The 20736-nt window shown below is 55.8% G+C and carries 14 protein-coding genes; 7 read left to right on the forward strand and 7 right to left on the reverse strand.

From position 1 onward, the window contains the following. Positions 1-186 precede the first annotated feature (186 nt). The 4 genes from Pla52o_RS05870 (at position 187) to Pla52o_RS05885 (ending at position 8037) form a co-directional block, all read left to right on the forward strand. Positions 187-1545, forward strand: coding sequence for a leucine-rich repeat domain-containing protein (locus tag Pla52o_RS05870; RefSeq protein ID WP_146593682.1), 1359 nt, complete (start codon positions 187-189; stop codon positions 1543-1545). 172 nt (positions 1546-1717) lie between these two features. After that, positions 1718-2299 (forward strand): DUF2760 domain-containing protein, encoded by a 582-nt coding sequence (locus Pla52o_RS05875; protein WP_146593683.1) that lies wholly within the window; start codon positions 1718-1720, stop codon positions 2297-2299. A 263-nt stretch (positions 2300-2562) separates the two neighbouring features. Continuing rightward, positions 2563-4365, forward strand: a complete 1803-nt coding sequence (locus Pla52o_RS05880) for an Hsp70 family protein (protein WP_146593684.1) — start codon at positions 2563-2565, stop codon at positions 4363-4365. Between the two features lie 165 nt (positions 4366-4530). Next, positions 4531-8037 (forward strand): tetratricopeptide repeat protein, encoded by a 3507-nt coding sequence (locus tag Pla52o_RS05885; protein ID WP_146593685.1) that lies wholly within the window; start codon positions 4531-4533, stop codon positions 8035-8037. Positions 8038-8153: 116 nt separating this feature from the next. On the opposite strand, the gene Pla52o_RS05890 is transcribed toward Pla52o_RS05885, so the two are convergent. The 6 genes from Pla52o_RS05890 to Pla52o_RS05915 form a co-directional block, all read right to left on the reverse strand. Beyond that, the gene (locus tag Pla52o_RS05890) at positions 8154-8822 is read right to left on the reverse strand and encodes a DUF2059 domain-containing protein (RefSeq protein ID WP_146593686.1); all 669 of its coding nucleotides are present in this window, start codon (positions 8820-8822) and stop codon (positions 8154-8156) included. A 34-nt stretch (positions 8823-8856) separates the two neighbouring features. Next, a complete protein-coding gene (locus tag Pla52o_RS05895; RefSeq protein ID WP_231612129.1) occupies positions 8857-10125 on the reverse strand; it encodes a polysaccharide biosynthesis/export family protein in 1269 nt (422 codons plus the stop codon). Positions 10126-10193: 68 nt separating this feature from the next. Continuing rightward, on the reverse strand, positions 10194-11834 hold the full coding sequence (locus Pla52o_RS05900) for a hypothetical protein (RefSeq protein WP_146593687.1): 1641 nt from the start codon (positions 11832-11834) through the stop codon (positions 10194-10196). Positions 11835-12314: 480 nt separating this feature from the next. Continuing rightward, positions 12315-13817, reverse strand: a complete 1503-nt coding sequence (locus Pla52o_RS05905; protein WP_146593688.1) for a sulfatase — start codon at positions 13815-13817, stop codon at positions 12315-12317. A 173-nt stretch (positions 13818-13990) separates the two neighbouring features. Next, positions 13991-15118: an aldose epimerase family protein gene (locus Pla52o_RS05910; protein WP_146593689.1), complete on the reverse strand. Its 1128-nt coding sequence runs from the start codon at positions 15116-15118 to the stop codon at positions 13991-13993. A 196-nt stretch (positions 15119-15314) separates the two neighbouring features. Next, positions 15315-16955 (reverse strand): solute:sodium symporter family transporter, encoded by a 1641-nt coding sequence (locus Pla52o_RS05915; protein WP_146593690.1) that lies wholly within the window; start codon positions 16953-16955, stop codon positions 15315-15317. Between the two features lie 286 nt (positions 16956-17241). Between Pla52o_RS05915 and Pla52o_RS26670 the strand changes: the two genes are divergently transcribed. From Pla52o_RS26670 to Pla52o_RS05925, 3 genes are all read left to right on the forward strand, one after another. After that, a complete protein-coding gene (locus Pla52o_RS26670) occupies positions 17242-17403 on the forward strand; it encodes a hypothetical protein (RefSeq protein WP_197169032.1) in 162 nt (53 codons plus the stop codon). 824 nt (positions 17404-18227) lie between these two features. Beyond that, positions 18228-18623, forward strand: a complete 396-nt coding sequence (locus tag Pla52o_RS05920; protein ID WP_146593691.1) for a hypothetical protein — start codon at positions 18228-18230, stop codon at positions 18621-18623. A 167-nt stretch (positions 18624-18790) separates the two neighbouring features. Continuing rightward, on the forward strand, positions 18791-19630 hold the full coding sequence (locus tag Pla52o_RS05925) for a sugar phosphate isomerase/epimerase family protein (protein ID WP_146593692.1): 840 nt from the start codon (positions 18791-18793) through the stop codon (positions 19628-19630). 69 nt (positions 19631-19699) lie between these two features. Here the strand turns inward: Pla52o_RS05925 and Pla52o_RS05930 are convergent, their stop codons facing one another. Then, complete coding sequence (locus Pla52o_RS05930; protein WP_197169033.1) at positions 19700-20632, reverse strand: hypothetical protein; 933 nt, start codon at positions 20630-20632, stop codon at positions 19700-19702. Between the last annotated feature and the right edge of the window lie 104 nt (positions 20633-20736).

Genomic DNA, 20736 nt, shown 5'->3' on the forward strand with positions numbered 1-20736 from the left:
GCCATAATTTAGTCAACCGTTTAGGATTTTCCCCAATGCGATCGGGTTGGTGTCACGGTTTCTGAGGAATGTAGTTCCTGGAGTTCGAAATCATCTAACCCACGCTGGACTGGTAAGCCCAAGATCAGCTTTAACGCTAAGCTCAAAGCCTTTACTTCGTGTCCCCTCCGTCAAACAGTAGCTGTTATGTCCCGAACCCCTTCCCTCGTCCGTCGCGTCTCCCCACTCGTTTCGGGTGGGCTTGGCGTCATTTTCGTGCTTGCTTTGGTCAGCGGATGTGACAAATCGAAGCCCGCCAACGATACGGCCAAGGCACCCCCCGTCGCGGCGTCGGCGAACGACTCCTCGGCGGCAACTGCGGACAATCCCAGCGACGTGGCGGCCCTTGTCGACGCCGGTTACCTGTTGCAAAAAAATAGTGCCGGTAACGTTGTTGAGCTTTCGGTATCGAGTGACACCAGCATTGCCGAATCGCTGAAACACCTTTCCGGCGTTCCCAACGTCGAGATCGCGGTCTTTAACGGCCCCGGGGTTACCGATGAAGGGATGGCGGCCCTCGAAGCCTTCAAGAAACTGAAGCGTTTGACGTTGACCGATTCGGCGATCAGCGACGCCACGCTCGAGTCGGTCGGGAAATTAGAAACCATTGAAGCCTTGTTCCTGCGCCGCACCGGAGTCACCGGCGAAGGGTTGGCCCATCTCACTTCACTCCCCAAATTGCGTGCCATCGACCTTCGCAACACCAACATCGCCGATGCGGGGATGGACTCGTTGGCCATGATCAAGTCGCTCGTCGACATTCAGCTTGAGAAGTCCAAAATTACCGATGCCGGCGTCGCCAAGCTCGCTGGACTATCGCTGAAGTCGTTCAATGCCAACTATTGCACTTCGATCAGTAATATTTCGCTCGAGGTGCTCGGCAAGATGAAGTCGCTTGAGTCCATTCAATTGGACTATACGATGATCGACGACGAGGGAATGCCTGCGATTTCAGGACTCTCGAAACTGAAGCGGCTTCGCATTCGCGGTGCCGATGTCACCGGTGAAGGGTTGAAGTCGATCGCCAAATTAAAAACACTCCAGCGTATGGAGTTGCGGGACACTTCGGTCGACGATGAAGGGATGCAGATCATCAGCGAGTTGCCCAACATCAACTTCCTCGATATCAGCGAATGTCGTTTGGTCAGCTCCGACGGACTAAAGACGATCGGCAAACTCACCAAGCTGGTCTACCTTGGTCTCTGGGAAACCAAACTTGACGATGACGCGTTAAACGCCTTCGGCAATCTTACCGCTTTGACCGAATTGAATCTGATGTCCACCAAGGCAAGTGATGAATCGGTCGATACGTTGTTGAAGCTAACGAATCTTGAGCGTTTGAATGTGGCCGGGACGCGGTTCAGCAACGATGGTTTCCGCAAAATCGCTGCGTTACCAAAGTTGAAGTACTTGAACGTCGCAAACACCGATATTGGTTACGAAGTGATCGCCGAATTGGCGGAGAAGCACACGAATCTGAAGGTCGCCGAAAGCGAACACGAATAAGGCTCAGCTCAGGGGCGATTACAACCGTTTGTGCTGCGTGCTCGCTTTCCTGCATCAAGCTCAGGAACATTTCTGGCGAGCGAGTCGCGGTTTACCCCGGATTGCCCCGGACGATGTTGTAGCAGTGTTCATGCTGGTCTAGTTTTTTTATTCATTTGTGAAGGAAACCAGGATGGGTTTGGGAATCGCAGTCCGCGCATTTTCGGCGGCGCTGTTTAACAAGCAATCTTCAGATCGCATTCGCCAAGCGCTTGAGCCGGCAAACGCTGCGGATGCGGCCCCTGCGGGTCTGCCGTCACCACCGGCGGCCACCAAACCGGCGGCCACCAAACCGGCGGCTACCAAACCGGGGGTCAAGGAAACGCCGAGTCCAGCGGTTCCCACACGCAGCGACGCGGTGACGTTGTTGTCGGCGCTTCAGCGAGAAGCTCGTTTTGTCGATCTGGTTCAAGAGGACTTGAGCAAGTTCGGCGATGCACAAGTCGGTGCGGCGGCACGCCCCTGTTTACAGCAATGTGCCTCGACGTTGGCGCGGTTCTTCGATTTGGTTCCCGTTAGTGATGCGGGCGAAGGGGGGACCGTCGAAGTCGGCGAGGGTGGTTCGCCCGAGCGATTTCAATGGATTGGCGAAGGATCGGCCACGACGGGAAAGTTGATTCATCATGGTTGGCTGGCCTCGAAGGTCGAGTTACCCCAGTACAGCGGTAGTGATCGCGATGCCAACGTCGTCGCACCGGCTCAAGTCCAACGTTAGCAGAAACATCACTTCCGGCGGCGTCATAGCACCATGCCAAGGCTCGTATTGGAACGGTCGATCGCCGCCGGGGCGCATGCCGCTTCGCTAGAGCACTGCTTCGCTAGCGTCTCGACTTGTGCCTTCAAACCGTCCATCCTCGAAATCCTTTGCGGCGGCGTTCACGATCGCCGCTTTCACCGCAGTGAACGGAACGCCGTGGACCCGATCGATGACCATTGGGTCCAACGGGCGAAACCTCCTTTTCTCAAGACCTCTCGTTTATGAACTCGCGCTACAGTATCGGTATCGACCTGGGGACGACCAACTCGGTCGTCGCTTTTTGCCCCTTGGATGCTCCCGAAGATCTTCAACTGATGAAGATCCCACAGGTGATTCAGCCAGGGCAAATGGAGTCGCGTGATTCGTTACCCTCGTTTCTGTATTTACCACGAGAATCCGAACTCGATGCTTTAAGAACGGCGTACAATCCTGATCCTGCGGGCGGAGTCGTTGGCGTGTACGCGCGTGCTCAAGCCGCAGAAAACCCGCAACGAGTCGTCGTGGCGGCCAAAAGTTGGCTCTGTCACAGCGGGGTGGGGCGAACCGATGCGATTCTGCCATGGCAATCGCCCGCGGAGGTCGCCAAGGTGTCGGCCTACGATTGCACCGTCCGTTTCTTGACCTATCTCGTCGCGGTGTGGAACGAACAACATGCCGACGATCCCCTAGGGGATCAACAAGTCGTGTTGACGGTGCCGGCATCGTTTGCACCGGCGGCCCGTGAGTTGACGCGTCAAGCCGCGATCGAAGCCGGTTTGCCCTCCTCGTTTGTGCTGCTCGAAGAACCTCAAGCGGCGGTCTATCGTTGGTTATCCGCCAAGGGCGACGGGTGGCGTCAATCGCTTCAAGCGGGCGACGTGATGTTGGTCGTGGATGTCGGCGGCGGAACCACCGACCTGACACTCGTGTCGGTGTCACAAACCGATGGCGAATTGAATCTCGAACGTTTGGCCGTTGGGAATCATTTGCTACTCGGCGGCGATAATATGGACCTGGCGCTTGCCCATTTCGTCAGCAGCAAGTTTGCCGAAGCAGGGCACGAACTCGATCCTTGGCAAAGTGTCTCCCTGTGGCATGCTTGTCGTGATGCCAAAGAACAAATGCTCGCAGCCAATGGGCCCGACCAGCAAACCATTTCGGTGTTGGGACGGGGGAGTTCGTTGATCGGCGGGACGGTTTCCGCTGAGATCAGCAAACAGGAAACAAGCGACTTGATCATCGAAGGCTTCTTTCCAAAATGTTCGGTTTCGGATCGGCCTCAACCCAACGCGGCATCGGGGTTCCAAGACATTGGCTTGCCGTATGAAGCCGACGCGGCGATCACCAAACACGTCGCTGCTTTTTTGGCAGACCAAGCGGGGCTAGCCGACCAAGGTGGCGACGGTTCGGAAACGAAAATCAAGCCAACCCATGTGCTCTTTAATGGAGGAGTGTTTCGCAGCGAACCCCTTCGCGCCCGGATGCTCAATACGATCAACACGTGGTGTGAAAGCGATCTCAATGTCCTTGGTGGACTAGAGGATTTGGACACCTCGGTGTCGATGGGGGCGGCCTATTACGGATACAGCAAACACAGCGGCGGGATTCGTATTCGCGGTGGCACGGCGCGGTCCTATTACGTTGGTATTGAAACCGCTGGCTTGGCGATTCCCGGTGTCCCGCGACCGCTGCGCGCCTTGTGCGTCGCGGCAAAAGGGATGGAAGAGGGAACGCAGTCCGAAGTACCCAGCGATGAAGTTGGCATCGTCGTCGGGAAACCGGCTCAGTTTCGCTTCTTCAGTTCCCCGGTTCGCTCGGATGACAACGTGGGCACAAAACTTGATCGTTGGAGCAAGAGCGAACTGATCGAGATTGAACCCATCACCGTCCATCTGACCTCGGAATCGACTCAAGGCGAGGCGTTCATCCCCGTTAAATTCGTCAGCAGCGTGACCGAACTAGGCATGTTTGAATTGTGGTGTCACAGTACCCGCGGTGATGAAAAATGGAAGATGGAGTTCAACACGCGTGAGACGACCGAGTAAGCTTACGGGCGGTTGATTTGCTAACCTGTCGTAACCGGGGTAACGATCTTATGTTACCGATAGACCCGCGATTCAATCAACGACTCTTCTGCGATGGATTGGGAACGATCGATTGCGTTCGAACTCCCTCGATGCCGAGGCCCTTCTTAAACGTGGATCACGAACGTGTCGAACTCGAATCCTTTCTCTGAAACCTACGCTTACGACCCCATCACGCCGCAGCCAACGTCGACGAAACGCGTGTTAGTCGTCTTGGCGGTGGTGGCGTTTCTGTTTGCACTGCTGTGTGCGGGAATCCTCAGCGTCGCGTACGTATCGGTACAACGGATGGCAAGTCCTGCCGCCGATTTCGAACTGGACGAACGCCGCGATGCATTTGCCCAAGACGAAGTCGACTTCAATCAATCACTTGATCGGTTCGTCGGCGTCAACGCCCATGTCCCCGACGTGATGGATCCGGAGATTCAAGATTTCCTTGACGCCAGTATCGAGTCGCTTGAAAACGGAGCGGAGGTTCCGTTTAGCTTGCCCCTGTTTATTGAAGCGGTGGCCAAGAGCGAACAGAGTCACGGTGCGTTGGGGATCATCAACCGTTTGTCACTTCGCAATTGGTTGACGCAGTACCAGCCGAGTCCGGACGCGATCAACCGCAATGTTCGAGTCTTAAATACACGCTACGATGCCACGAAGAAACTAGCCGTGCTGGATATGCTCAACTATTCCGCGGGTAGCCAAGCCGAGTCCATTCAATGGTTTTTGGTCAAAGAACCATCGGGATGGAAGCTCTATGATTGGCAACGCTTAGAGTTTGGACGCCGAATGTCGGACGAGTATGCATCGTACTTGCGCGGCGCTGCGCCATTGGACGACGGCTACGACACTGCGCTGGCAAAACTCAATGAAGCGGAAATCGAGTGGTATGACGGCGAAGTCCAAAAGGCAAAGCGTGAGATGCGGCGAGCGGTCAAGCATCGCATGTTGCCGCAGGATCGTCCTTCGTTCCTGCTTCAGGCCGCGTACACATGGATGCGGCTGGAGCAGTACGACGATGCGATCGAGGTGCTCAAGCAAATCCAAGAACCCGATTCGCTATGGGGAGTGTGGCCCTCGTTGGCGATTTGTTATACGAACCTTGGCGACATCGACGAAGCGCAGTTGGCACTTCAGAAAGCCCAGCAGCAATCTCCCAATCATCCCAATGGATTTTGGATCGCTTCGTTGATCCATGACCACTTGGACCGTGATGACGAAGCAGCGGTCGCCGTGCTCAGGGCCTTGAAAATATGTCCCCGCGATCCTGATATGTTTTATTCCGTGCTGCGTCGTCGCCGCGTTGAGGACTTGCCGCCATTGTTGGAAATCGTGATCGACAACCATGACGAACTTCAATGGACGTCATTGCTGAACCACGCATCGAGCTCATCCCAGGCGTGGGGGCAAGGCTTGGTCGAGGAACTCAAACGACACCCAAATTCGCCGCTGGGGCTGGTGGAAATCGCCCAAGGTAAGCTTGACTGGCGGAACGAAGAGTTCAACGCCGCAGCCCAGCACTTCTTGGCGAGTGAAGCGGTTGCGGAAACGGAGTTTATTAAATCGATTGCGCGGGACAATCTCCTCGAAGTTCGCTTGGCCGACAATCAATTTGACGCCTTGTTCACAGATGCGAGCGACCCCGATTTGCTCCTACGTGATCTCGTGCTACGGGCCTTTGAAGATGAACTTTATTGTGATGCGGAGAAACTATTGGCCGCGCTCGATCACCATGCCAAGAATGCGAATTCAGCATGGGACGAGGCACTCAAAGGATGGGCATTACACTCCATCGGTGACTGGGACAAATCGATCCCACGATTCGATGCCTTCCTGGCTTGGCGCGAGCAACAAGCCACTCGTTCCGCGGATGCCCCGAATGAGTCGCTCGATGCAACCGGCGGTGCTGCGGAAGAGAACCCGTCGGCTGAGGAAGATGGATGGCTTGATGACACCGCAGCATACTATCTTTGCGACGCGCTGCTTGAACTGGGGCGCGCGAGCGAAGTTGTCGAACGTTGGCCCGATGACCTATGGAAACACGATCAAGTGGGCGATTTTCTGTTACAGGATCACCATGCCAGCAAGGTAGCTGCTTTTTTACAATCCACCGAGGACAACGTTTCCGATTCGCTTCGAATTCAACGTTGGCGGGCCCAGGCCCACCAGGCGATGTTGCGAGGGGAGACGGAACAGGTCGATTCGATGCATCTCGCTGCCATTGAGTTGGCAAGATCCGTGTACGGCGCTGACGACAATTACTTTACCTACAAACTCGTGCGTGAACGGGCCCGAGACTTAGTTCGCAACCGAACCCTCCGCGATCCAGAGAGTGTCAATCGTGACAATCTAGGCGATGACGCTTTGCACCCAATTTTGGTGCACGCGGCAATCCGTGAAGCGATACGCTTGGGCGACAACCAGCAACTTGCACTTTGGCGAACCATAATCGATGAAGCGGAGATGGAGCCCTCCGACGGCGATGCCGCTTTGCACTATGAATTGGGGGACTACTATCGATCTTTGGATGAGATGGATCAAGCGATTCGGGCGTACCAAGTGTGTCTCCAACACGCTGACGAAGCTTGGTGGAACAGGACGCGGTGCATCCAAGGGGCGGCGTATGCGATGCTCGAGGCTGGAAACGTGGATGCCGCGAAACAGTGGTTCGCGACAAACCCCATTCCCAATAGCAATGTCGAGTCGGAAGCGTTGATCGATCTCGCCACCGGCAACGTGGACTCGTTGACCCGTCATCTCGAGGATGCCGGTAAAATCAACGCGACCGATTGGTTGAACCAACACCTTGAAGCCGCGACGTCGCTCAACCAGCTCGAGCAACCCAGGTTTCGATCGCTGTTGGAAACCTATCCGCTGGAGATTCCGTCTCTCTCGCCTCCGGCATCGGGATTCCTAATACAGAGGGAAGCGGGGCCATTGGATCCCCAGCAAATCAGCACGCAATTGCAAGGCTTGTTCGGCGAGCGGTTTGAGTTCGTGGCGGTCGAGAACGACGCGAAAGAGCCCGATTCGAGCGACGACGATATGCAAGCCTATTTGTTTCGATCGGAAAGGGGGCAACGCATTTTATTCAGCTCGGGCAAGCCGCAATACCGCGTCGATGGCGTTTCCCGGTGGCTTGCCGAGCGTTTGAATGCTCCGGTTGAGCGGACGACGGTCGCGATTTTGGACCACCGTCCCCATCCTAAACGACGTTTGTTTCGCATCGCCGAGGAACGAGCCGATGCGGACGCGATCGCGTTCAGCGGCTCGGGTGAAACGCGTATCTGGAGCGGCCCAGAGTTAGAACGTCGGTTAACCTGGAACGATCGAAAGCCGATCTCGCCCGCCGCAATGCAGCCCGCTCTCGAAGAGATGCCGCGTCCAGATGCGGTTCCCATTGAAACTCAATATGTTGAGATTGAGCGATGGGACAGCCAGTTGAAGGAGGCCGGCGGCAGTTTGAATGTGACGTTGACGCTCGCGGTGGGTAACACGCGCGAGCGGATCGCTTGCGAGTTATTCAAGGTCGATCCAGAGGAGTACGACCTGTACATCCGGCCGCAACGCGACAGCGTGCTGATACCGATCGTCAAAGCGGGTACGGCCTACACGTGCGGACCGAGTTTGTTGTCATTGTAACCCAATACCGCTGTTTTGAAGTTGCGTGTTTGTATGGCGGGGCAAAGCCTCGGGAGGTTTGCCTAGCCAGGCCCGTGGGGCTAGGCACGGCAACTTCACCTCGCATTGACGGCGACTTACTTAGGCTGCAATTCCTTAGGTTGCAGTTCGGCTTGACGCTTTAGAATCGCTTGCTGCAGTTCGCCCATGTTGGCTTGCACCCGTTGCATTCCAATTTGAGCCCCGGCGGCAGAAAGCGTCGGCAGTTTCTCGATCGCTTTCTTGCCCACGGGCGTGCTGTAGAAAGCGGTTAGCTCTTTGATTTCGGGCTCGGTGAACTCGTTCTTATACAGTTTCACCAACTCGGGCTTGAGCGATTGAAAGGAGAGATGTTTATGAAGAAACGCTTGCATCACATCCTTAAAGGCCGCCATTTGGGGTTGCTGCTGAATCTGCATCGACAACATCTGGTCGACCATTTGCTCGGTCGTGTCCTTCAAGTTCATCGCTTCAAGCAACGCTTCGACGGCAAGCGTGTGGGAATCCTGTTCGACTTCCGCTTCTTCGCTGGCCGCTGTTTCGTTGGCCGCTTCTTCGCTGGCCGCTGAATCCGTTTTCACCGCCTCGGCGACCGGGGGTGTTTCTTGAGCGTAGACTTGGCCACCCGCCGCTAGGGCCGCTAGGCATGTGGCGGACATGAAACCGAACAAGATGGCGGGACGCAAACAGACTTTCATCGATAGCTCTACGATACGATTTGGACACTGGGTTCCGGTGGCATCGATGCCACCAGATGAAGAAGCCATTGTATCGCAACGGTCCGCCTAACGGGGGCGAAAACTAGTTGACGTCGTATTGGATTCCAGGCGGAACCAAACTGTAAATGCCATTGGTAAACACCTGTTGAACCCAATTGTCGAATCGCACAATCGAGCGTTCTGGAATAATGATCACGTCGCCGTCGCGAACCCAGATCTCGTCGGCCGGGGTGGGGCGTTTTCCGTACACTGCAGCCTGCAGGTCGAGCATGGTCGAAATCATCCGCCAATCCTCGGCACGACGGAAAATCACCACTTGGCGGAGGTTTCCACCGGGTAAATGGCCTCCGGCCGAGGCGATCGCTCCAAGCACGGTCGTCGGACCGTCGAGCTGGATGCGGTTTGGATTACCAACCTGACCGAGCACGTGGACGAAGTGGGGAGCCTGGGCGGCTAAGACTGGTTCGACGTCGAGTCCGACGACGATCTCGCGATAACGGAGATTGATTTCTTTCTTTAATTCGTTCAACGAAAATCCTTGCACACAAACTTCGCCAATCCCCGGCAAACGGATTTTCCCGTCGGGCATCACGGTGACCGTGGCCGATTGTTGGCTAAAGCCACTGAGACCTCCGACCGCGGCGCGAATGTCTTCGGCGAGCGTGTTCGTTCGAACCGGCGTTACGTCGATTGCCGGTTTGGGATAGTACTTCATGTAGCGGTCATTTAGCACTTCACGCAGTTGATCGACCGTCATGCCGGTGACTCGAATTTGCCCGAGCAAACGAACCGAGATGGTTCCATCAGGCTGAATCACCAAGCCGTTCTCAAGCGTTCCGCGGTTCAATTCGGCATCCGCGAGCGACTCGATCAAAATCGAATCACCAGGCGTCAACCGGTAGAGGCCGGACGACTGAGAACGTGTGACTAAGTAGAAGGCTTGAATTTGATCGCCGGGACGCAAGCGATATTCACCAAGGTGCGATAATCGCGACGGGCCCGCGTACTCACCAGGGCCATAGGCGTCAAACGGCATTCGCCGCATGTCGTCCCACCTCGCTTCGGCACCGTTCCCATCACGGCAATCGACGCCCATCATGCACTTGCGACATTCTCCGCGACAGGGATAGCCACCGGGAACATTCCGGCAACCACAATCGCTCGATTGCGGCTCGACCTCGGCGGCCAACAAATTCCTTTCACGCGATGTATCGGCTTCGATCACCGACACCCCTGCGTCAAGGTCTTGAGCGTGGGCGGTGATTGAGAACACCGCAACCATCCCCGTGATCAGCAAATAAAGCATGCCGATGCGATGGTTTTGTTGCCGAGTGATTTCGTGCATGTTCATGGTAGAAGCGTGAGATCGTAGCATTTCAAAATGACCGTTTTGCGAAGCGTGTATTTTCCGGGGGCGTGCTACCACAAATTGCGTACCGAGTTCCACGTACGACGCATCATCGATGGTTGGACCTCGACTTCGCCTTGGTTATCCGCAGCGGATGGCGGAATGGGTTGCCGGTTGCTCGACATATCGGTGTAGATCGTGTTGGGACGTGTGGATTCCGCGGCCTGGTTCGACGTGCGATCGAGTCTTGCCGATGCGACGGTCGCGGGCACGCGGTTACCGGTTTGCGGAGGGCCCGTATTCGCAGGCATCACCGAATTGGAAACCGCCGCAAACTCGGCGGGGCTAAGTTGGATTACCTCAGGGAGTCGAATGCGTGTGGGATATCCGGTCGTCGGATAGTTCGCCAGTTGCAGTTCGGCTTGAATTTTCGCGGCCTGTTCGTTCTGGCCCAGTTGCTGCAGAACTTTCCAAAGCGTTGCTTGCGTTGGGTGATCGTTTTGGATCGCAAGGGAATGTTCCAAGACCCGACGCGCCTCGACCAACATTCCAACTCGGGCTAGCTGCGTGCCGAGATTCGTGGCCAACGTCGCGTTCTGGGGTTGCCCCTCGAGGGCGGCGCGGCGGAGACAAAGTGACGTGCTACTGGGAAGCGTGCTGGGGTCGTTACGGCTCAGGTAGATGGCTGCCAAGAGATCCATTGCTTCGGCTGCCTGGACGCTGGCGCCGGCTAGTTTCGCAAACGTTCGTCTCGCTTCATCGAGATAAGCCTCAATCGCCTTGGTCGATGACATGCCTTCGAGGTCGACATCATTCAGCGTTTTGGTGCGATGCGAGCGAACGATGGTGCTCATCTCAATCTGGCTAGCCGAAGTCGACTGTTCGGCAAAGTCACGAACTTCCATCAAAGCGGCCCGTGCTTGTTGCAAATCGAGCAACGGATCGCGGTCATCACCGAGTTCATGGGACGCTTCACGCTTGGCAATCTGGATCCCTTCGACCGCCTGCGTCAATGCAGCCCAGGTCGAGGTCTCGGCGGATAACCAAGCCTTGACGCGAAATTCATGCGACGCTTGATCGAGTAACTCACGGCATTTCAGCTGTGACTCCATCGAAGTGGTGTAGGGCAACGTGCTCGCAGACTTCACACGCTGCGAAGGTAACAACGGCAGGCTCGATGGCTGCGAATTGGAAACCGGAGTGACCCGATTGTCCATCGACGGATGACGGGCAAGTTTGGCTGGGATCGTTGCATTCGTGGCGAACCCATCGTGACTCGATTCAACCGCAGTACGATTGAACACAAAGGATGCATTGGCGGATGTCTTCGCGGTGCCCGCACGCTTGGGCTCACGCTCGATCATGTTTTCGGAAGTCAGGCTGTCTTTGGAGGGGGGCGTGTTTTCGGCTAAGACCAATTGAATGACATCGCCGGCCTCTTCGGTTTGAGAGAGCGCAGTCGAATCGACGCCATTCTCCTTTGTTGGTGCTGCACGACTGAACTCGCTCGATTCCGGGCTCGAGCTGGCGTTTTGATTGGCTTGCCGATGCGGTGCATTCGCCGGTGGCAACGAAACGCTCGATTGACGATAAGCCATCCAGCGATCGGCGATCACCAATGTGCAAAGCAGGACACACAACACAAGCACCGAAATTCTCGCCGGCGCAGTGCGTTGGCGACTCGCGTTGACGCAAGATGAGTCGATTTTCACGTGCTTGATTCCGTGCATTTCAAAGAAACCGTCGTAAGGTCGAGGTCGGCCAGATTGGGGAGAGGCAATCACGCGATCGTCCGAGCATTCGCTACGATCTGATCCCCAGGTTCAAATCGGATAATCGGAACAGCCGCTGCCTGTCAAAGTGGCCCAGCGGAGGTGCAACCAAGCAAATGTCTTGGCAAATCCGGAATAACCGTCACGGTTTGACACGCGGGGGGGGGATAGACGAGTTTCACGGGCACAACCTCGTCCTGTGGGACGCCATCGCCGCGCCGCGTTATGCGACGTCCACGACATCGGCACTCAACCCTCGCGACGGTTGCGAAGGGGGCAACGCTCGTTCCTGAACGCTCGTTCCTGATTGTGCGAACGACGGCCTACCGACGAGAGAGTGGGGCGCTTTTTTATCGGGTGGGGGACCTTGGTCCCAAAGAGGTGTTGTCCTTGCGGGCTCTGCTACGGACTCTGGCTGCTTTACTGAGGAATGCGCGACATGTCGATCTTCTTTTTTTCCCAGTAGATGCCGTCAGCACGTTGTTCCAAGATGCGATGGGCACTCCCCGTGGCCAAGCCCCGTTCGTTCTTAGGCAACCATGCACGGAGCCTGTGGACCACGCTTGCAAACTCAGCCCGCCCCGCTTCGGATGCCAGCAAATTGTCGAATTCATTGGGATCCTGTGCGACATCGTAAAGCTCTTCGCCGCCGTCGAGGTAGCGAATATAGCGCCATCGCGTGTCACAGACACTATGATTGCCAGCATTGTGGGTACAGATCGCGGGGCGGTCACGCGGGGTGGTTGGATCGCTGAGTTGCGGTTCCAAGCTGATCCCTTGAACGCCATTTGGACGAGGCAGCCCAGCCAAGGAGGCTAGCGTCGGATAGAGATCCAATAATTCCGCCGGTTGGTTGCACTTTACATTCGCCGCGATGCCAGGCCCAGCGAAGATCAGCGGCACGCGTGTGGAACGAGCCCACAACGAATTTTTGCCGGAGATCGATTTTTCGCCGAGGTGGTAACCGTGATCGCTCCACAAGACAACGATGGTGTTGTCGGCGTAGGGTGAATTCTCTAACGCATCGAGAACGCGGCCGACTTGGCTGTCGACAAAACTGATCGAAGCCAAATAGGCACGGACAAGCGGCCGCAGCTGATCGTTCGCTGCGAGCCAATCGGTACGTGGTTCGGGGAGATTCCAGTGGAGGTACCAGGATGACTTTGGTGTGTCGCTGCGATCTCCGCTGGGCATCGGCGGCATCGTCAGGGAGTCTTCGGGATACAGGTCAAACCATTTTTGCGTTGCATAGCATGGCACGTGAGGCAAGAAGAAGCCGACCGACAGAAAAAAAGGTTTTTCCTCCTGCATTGATTCAATTTGCTGCACCGCCCAAGAGGCCACCTGCCAATCGCCTTTGTCTTGATCTCGATGCGGGAAGGTCCCCCAATCCATCAGTGGATGGTTGCCATTGGGGGTGGGCGGGATCAATTTTTGCTCGGGCTTGGCGCCGACGCTGGCGTTGGGGCCCCAAACATCACACTCTTGCGGTGCCTTTCCATTGCGACCATACGCGCCATGAAAAATTTTGCCCCCGATCAGAGTATGGTAGCCGTGTTGATGAAAGTATTGTGGCAACGTCACATGAGCCTTGAACTCCGGTAAGGTGCGAAACCACGGCGCCAATCCATAGACCCCCGTCGAGGTCGGCCGCAAACCGGTCATGATCGAAGTTCGACTGGGATTGCATAGGGGAGCTTGGCAATGCGCGTTCGTAAACGTGACGGCGCGGTGGGCCAACTTTGCCAGCGCCGGTGTTTTCACGTCAGGGTGTCCTTCGAGAGGCTCGACCCAATCGTTCAAATCGTCGATGGCAATCATCAAAATATTAGGTCGATCGGGCGTCGGTTCTGCGGCGATCGACACTGACATCGTGACCCACAGCGCGGTCGAGAAGAAGACCAAGTTCGGGCGTGCAATCATGATAGCATGGGGTCGAAGTAACGAAGTAACGAAGTAACGAAGTAGAGATTTGAGGGCTGCGATAATGCGCGTTGGAAGTGCATGCCGCCCAAGACCATTGTACGCGGGCGTCCAATGGCGGTTTGGAGGGGGGGATTCAAGCGAAGCTCGATTCCCCCACCCTGCTCGAGTGACTATTCGGCTGAGAATTTGAATGTCGTGGTCGTCCGATACTCATCCCCAGGCGAGAGAATCGTTGACGGGAACGCCGGTTGGTTAGGGCTATCGGGGTAGTGCTGAGTTTCGAGACAGAGCCCGCTTCGTTGGACGTAGGGCTTGCCCGATTTTCCGATCAAACGACCATCAAGAAAGTTGCCGCTGTAGAATTGCAGGCCCGGTTCGGTGGTGAAGACTTCAAGTTGGCGTCCCGAAGCCGGGTCTTTCAATCGAGCGGCGAGCGTCATCGCGTTAGGGTCGGCACCTTTGGCTAAGACAAAATTGTGATCGTAGCCGAGACCGATTTTCAATTGTTCGTTCTCCGTCGAAATATCCCGTCCAATCGGTTTGGACGCACTAAAGTCAAACGGGGTGCCCCCGACGTCGGCCAATTCGCCCGTCGGAATCATGCTTTCATCGATGGGCGTGTATTGCTTTGCGTTGATCATCAATTCGTGATCAAGAATCGTCCCATTACCTTCGCCCCGCAGATTGAAGTAGGTGTGCTGAGTGAGGTTGACTGGAGTCTTTTTGTCCGTGGTCGCAACGTAGTCGATCACCAACTCATTGGCATTGGTCAGTTTGTAGTCGACTTTCAGGTTCAAGTTGCCTGGGTAACCTTCTTCACGGTCCTTGGCGGTGTAGTGCAACTCGACGCCGCACCAACCATCGCCTTCGATGGGCTTGGCATCCCAAACCACTTTGTCGAAGCCGATCGCTCCGCCGTGTAGATGATTTGCGCCGTTGTTAACGGCCAACGGATACGTTTCACCATCAATCGTGAATTTTCCTTTGGCGATCCGGTTTGCATAGCGTCCGACGACGGCGCCAAAGTAAGGCTTGTCCACCGCGTTGATATAGTCTTCAACACGGTGATACCCCAACGCGACATCCGCGAACTTACCCTCGCGGTCGGGAACGAGGATGGAGGTAATGATCGCCCCATAGTTAGTCACCGTGACGGTCATGCCTGCTTCGTTTTTCAACGTGTAAAGCTTGATGGAGTCAAAGTCGCCAACCGTCACGCCTGCACGCATTGGAGTCGGTGCAAGCGTGTGTAAGCCGATCGTGAACGCGGCAAAGATCAGGAAAGATTGTAAGTTCATCGGATGTGCCTATTCTTTCAAAACCAGCTACTTGGTAGATCAGCGAAGGGGGGGCTAAGTTGAACGCAGGTATTCCTGTTTCGATTGTAAATCAAATCTCAATGACTGCATCACTTTAAATGATGCGTGGATAGCGCCAGCGTTTGTAATGAACCACGCGGCATTTCTCGTTTCGACGCTATCACATTGCCGCTCGTTATGAGCGTGGAAGCAGGACGCTAAAGTCAGCAAACGTGGTGTAGATCGCGATCACAATCACAATTAAGGCAATTCCCGCTGGGGTCGCGTAACGCCACGGTGTCATATTCACCGCACCAACGTCTTGTTGCGTGAACTCGGTCTCGCGGGGATGAACCTCACCGATCACCAACATCAAAACGACCAACCAGGCGAACACCATGCCGAGGAAGTGAAAATCGTGGACCGATGCAACGATCGCATCAAACGGGCTGACGAAGTAACCGACCGCAATGACCACGAATCCGGCAATTAAACCGATCTTGGCGGCAATCGCGGGAACCCGCCGGGTCAACATGCCGACGATCACGACCGCAAAGATGGGAATGAAATACATCCCGTTCATTTTTTGCAGATACCCGAAGATGCTGGTCGTTTGAGCGAGCAAGGGGGCGAGCGTCATCGCCACAATGGCGACGATCCAGCCAAACCATTTTCCCGAGCGAACGATCGTCGCTTCGGATGCATCCGGTTTGGCGACACTTTTGTACAACCCGAGACTAAACAGTGTGCACGCACTGTTGAGCGCAGAGTTAAAGCTGGAAAGAATTGCACCGATCATCACGGCAGCAAAGAATCCCGTTAACGGCCCCGGCAGCACTCGATTGACCAGCAACCCATACGCCTTGTCCGCCTTGATGTCCTCGCCCGCAAACATCGAATAAGCGATCATCCCAGGAACCACAAGGTACAAAGGCCCAAGCAACTTAAAGGCTCCCGTTAGAAGCACTCCCTTCTGACCTTCGGCCAAACTGCTCGCACCGAATGTCCGCTGGATGATCTGTTGGTTCGTGGTCCAATAAAACAGGTTGAGCAGAAAAATCCCGGCGAAAATCGATCCGAAGGGGACCGATGAAGCATTGCTGCCCACGGAATTGAAACGATCTTTCTGGTCGGAGTAAAGCAAATCGGCACCCGCGAACACTCCCGCTCCATCCCCCAGGATATTCAACGCGTAATAAGTGATCAGCAATCCACCGACGAGCAAACCGATGCCATTGAGCGTGTCGGACACGGCCACGGTTCGCAGTCCACCGAACAAGGCATAGATCGAGCCGATGATCCCAACAAGCCAAACGATAAGCACCAACGAAAGCGTCTCTCGATCGACATTGAGTGTCTCCGGCAGCGATCCGAGCATGCTCGGCACATTCAGGATATCGAGCATCCCGCGAGCACCGGTGTAGAGAATGATTGGCAAGAGAATGCCGACATAGGCCACCAAGAAGATGACGTTGGTGATCACCTGAGTTTGGTGATCAAAACGAATTTCGAGATACTGAGGTACCGTCGCCACGCCGCTTTTCAAAAATCGGGGCAGGAAGAACCACGCCATGAAGACCAACGCGACCACGGCGACGACTTCCCACACCATCACGCACAACCCGTCGGTGAACGCGGCGCCGTTCAATCCGACCATCTGCTCGGTCGAAAGGTTCGTCAACAATAGTGAGCCTGCGATCAGCGGGAATGTGAGGGTGCGACCGCCCAAGAAATATCCTGAACTACTTTGGTGATCGTCTCTGCGAGTCAGCCACCAAGTCAGCACGCCCACGAGCGAGGTAAAGAAGAGAAACCAGAAGATTGTCAGAGCGTCCACCGCTGCCTCGTTGTCGTTTGAAGTGGGAACGCGGCATCCATGTCGCGTCGAACTGTGAAATTGGGAAATGACGATGTTCGGCTGAGGCGAAACTACAGCGCTGCGACATGCGTGGGGGCATCAAGTTTGATTGCTCGCGGGACTCCAAATCGGAATGCCGTCCACGTGAAAACGGCTTCCCCCCACAGCGATGGCAACTTCCGCAATCGTCAACCACGGCGGCGCCGAGGCTCCCGTGGGCTGACACACTTTTAAAAGCGGAGCGTCGATATAGGTTGGATTTGTAATGGAATACGGGACGGGCGGTCTGGGAATGGGCGATCAGGGAATGGGCACCGATGCAACGCCCATCCCTGCGGGGGCGGTCGAGTTCACTTGCTACTTGACGAAGGGGGCGGACGATGCAGGGCTGGTCCTGATCGGATGGGGAATCGGCTTTGCTCGGTAGAATGCATCGCGGATCGATTGCAGGCGGCCACTGTGAGGCCCCTTATTATGGGCGCCCACACGACGTGACACAATAAGCCGATCCTGTTCCTAGTTGAGGAATATTGCCAAAAACGTCCCCGCGTGTTCAAGCCCGCGTGTGCAAGCCCGCGTGTTCAAGGGAATCACTTCCGCAACGCCCGTTTCTCGTCGCTGACGAAAGAACGCATCGCAGGACGACCGAGCCGATCGATTTGCCAAGCGAGCCCCGGGGACCTCCGTGTTCACCCTACACCGTGATGGTGGCGGCGACCGTTCACGAAGCGACTTGAATTCTTTTGCCAGCGGAGTGACCGCGTCGCGCCCGCCGTTCTGAAGGAGCCATCTTGTCTCTTCCTCGGGAAATCACAACCTGAATCGTCAGCGAGGGAGTGAGCCGAAATCGATTGTCCTTCGCTTAAACGCGTTGAATTTGCGTGTTTTCATAACCCGACGCATCAGCGAGGGAATCACGCTCTTGGCTTGGTCCCGCGTTTGCGCGTCGGGTTGTGATTTGCTCTGCGATACGGCGATACTACAACTTCAAAACGGACGTCTTTGGGAGAGGAGACAGGACGCGTCGGAGGCATGAAAGACGTGGAACTTCAAAACGATTGCCACAGGGTCAACGCATGATGTGCCGCTGCGGTGAACTTCGAAACGAACGGTGGAATATTGCCGGGCCAAGCACCCCCGATTGTGGCGGCGCGCCCCACGATCGTCTAACCTAATCCCGTCTCAGATGATTCACCTTAGCGGGATCGTTTGTTTTTATTCTCTGGGTTTGCTTAACGAGATGTCCAGCTTATGTCACGAAAGAAGAATTTCACGATGGTTTACAGCATGCTTTTGGGAGCATCGATCTGTTTACCGATTGTCGGCGCGAACGTAGCCATCGGAGAAGATGCACCGGAGGAAAAACCCTCGATCAAAGCGGTCATGAAAGCTTGCTTCAAAGGCCCGCTCGTCAAAAAGGTTGTCGCTGGAAAGGCGTCCGACGACGAGAAGAAAGAGTTGCATGCGATGCTTGTCGCGATGAGCGAAACGAAGCCACCGCGTGGCAGCGACGAAAGTTGGCAGAAGCTGAACAAGGCGCTGCGCGACGCAAGCGAGAAAATGCTCGACGGTGATGCCGCGGCAGCCAATCTGCTCAACAAAGCAGCGAACTGCAAAGCATGTCACAGCGAGCATAAACCGAAATAATTCGTTGACGAAATGGTGTTTTGCACTCACCGGGGCAGGGACAACGCCTGTCCCGGTGGAGAGTGTTAACAGTCTCTTGGTAAACTCGAACGCTTGTTGCGACGACCGCGTCGTGATTGACGTTCTCGTCTTCACCATCCACTTAATCTTTTGGAGCACTTGCACCCATGACCTCTTTGACTCTTACGCGACGCGGTTTTCTGGCCGCCAGTTCGACGGTGGTAGCCGCAGCGACACTACCCTCGACCGCATTGGCGGCTCCCGCCAGCCGAGCGAAGCTTGGCATTCAGCTTTACTCGCTCCGTGGTTACAGCCTCGAGCAAGCACTTCAACACGCTAAAAACCTCGGTTTTGAGCAAGTGGAGTTTTACAGCGGGATGTTGCCCATCGATACAACGGCGGAAGATATCGCAGCGATAAAATCGAAGGTCGCTGACCTCGGTCTTTCGATTTCTTCTCACGGGGTGAATGGCTTTGGGGGTGACGAAGCTGCCAACCGAAAGGTATTCGAATTTGCCAAGGCGTTGGGGATCCCCACCATTACCGCCGACCCGGCGCCGGAGTCCTTTGACAATCTCGATGAGTTGGTCAAGGAATTCGACCTGCAAGTTGCGATCCACAACCATGGACCTGGGCATCGATACAACAAGGTGGTCGATGTTTTGAATGCGATCCAGGGGCGGGACGAACGCATCGGTGCCTGTGCCGATCTGGGACACTACATTCGCTCGGGAGAGAACGCGACCGATGTGATTCGCTCGCTCAAAGGACGCTTGTACGGAATCCACTTGAAGGATTTTGCCGAGATGAAAAAGAAGGCCAAGGGGGTGATCCTGGGGCAAGGCCATCTCGATGTCGAAGGGGTTTTCTTCGCATTGGACGAAGTGGGCTTTCCCGCGAACGGGGCGCTCTCGCTCGAATACGAAGAGAACCCCAAGAATCCGCTAGCCGAAATCCGCGACTGCGTCACGGTGGCGAAGCAAGCGATGACGAAGGTTGCTGGTTAACGATTCGAAATCGGCATACCCGAACGAACTCGGTTGAGCTCGTTCGGGGCGGGGGGGCCATCGAATCGATTATTCGTCGCCGGATTCTCCGTCCGGTTTGCTGTCGGACTTGCTGTCCTTTTTGGAGGGAGGACGGCGAGGAGTTTTACCGCCTTCTTCTGCGCGGGGTTGTCCTTGGCCCGACATCCGCTCTCGGTTGCGTGGGCCTTTCGCGTCGGGGCCATTTCCATCACGCATTCGCTTCATTGCGGTTAACAGCTCTTCTCGCGAAACCGATTGGTCCGCGTTGCTGTCGATCCGCTCCAAACGTGCTCGCATCGGCTCGGGGATCTCGTCGCCGGTAAGCGCATCGTCGGAGTTGGCGTCCCGCCGCTGGAAAATCATGCGGACGAATCGTTCAGGGTTTTCGCTCGCCTCGGGTGGGACCCCGTCCCGACGCTCACGTTGAGTGGGAGCGTCATCGCCACGTTTGGCTCCTTCGCGATCGGAATCGGGACGGCGCATACGTGGACGATCACCGCGGTCACCCTCGCGGCTACGACCGGGGAAATCTGCTTGCGGACGCAGTTCATCGAACGTCAGTGATCCGTCCTCGTTTTTGTCCAATTTTCGCAGCGCCGCGGATGCGTTGTCGAGTTCTTCCTCGGAGATCGTCCCGTCTGCGTCCGCATCCAAGGCAGCCAGAATTGGCATCCGTTGCATCATCTCTTTAGGAGAAGGTCTACCCGGTCCGCGGTCCCCATCGCCCCGCTCACGCGCGTCTCGATCGCGAGGGCCTCGCCGTTCGCCATCACGCTCACGCGGACCGCGATCCCGGGCCGCCTGTTCGCTGCCGTCTCGTTCGCTGCTGTCTCGATCGCGTGGGGGGTGTGCGTGACCAAACTCGATGCTTGCCAGGCTCAGGGAGCCAGTGATCAAGAGCATCCCGGCAACACGTTTCCAGGGAAAGAAGGGGGGCGTGGTTGTTGTTTCTACACACAACAAGTGTTTCGCTTGAGTCATCAATTACCACCTATAGAAAAGAAGAAATTTGGGGGGCCACTCAAATAAACCCCTGGGATATCGCTGGGTTCCGCGGGAATTCAAATCCAGATGTGAAATGGATC

Origin of the sequence: Novipirellula galeiformis (assembly GCF_007860095.1) — a bacterium.
In the GTDB taxonomy this organism is placed as follows: domain Bacteria; phylum Planctomycetota; class Planctomycetia; order Pirellulales; family Pirellulaceae; genus Novipirellula; species Novipirellula galeiformis.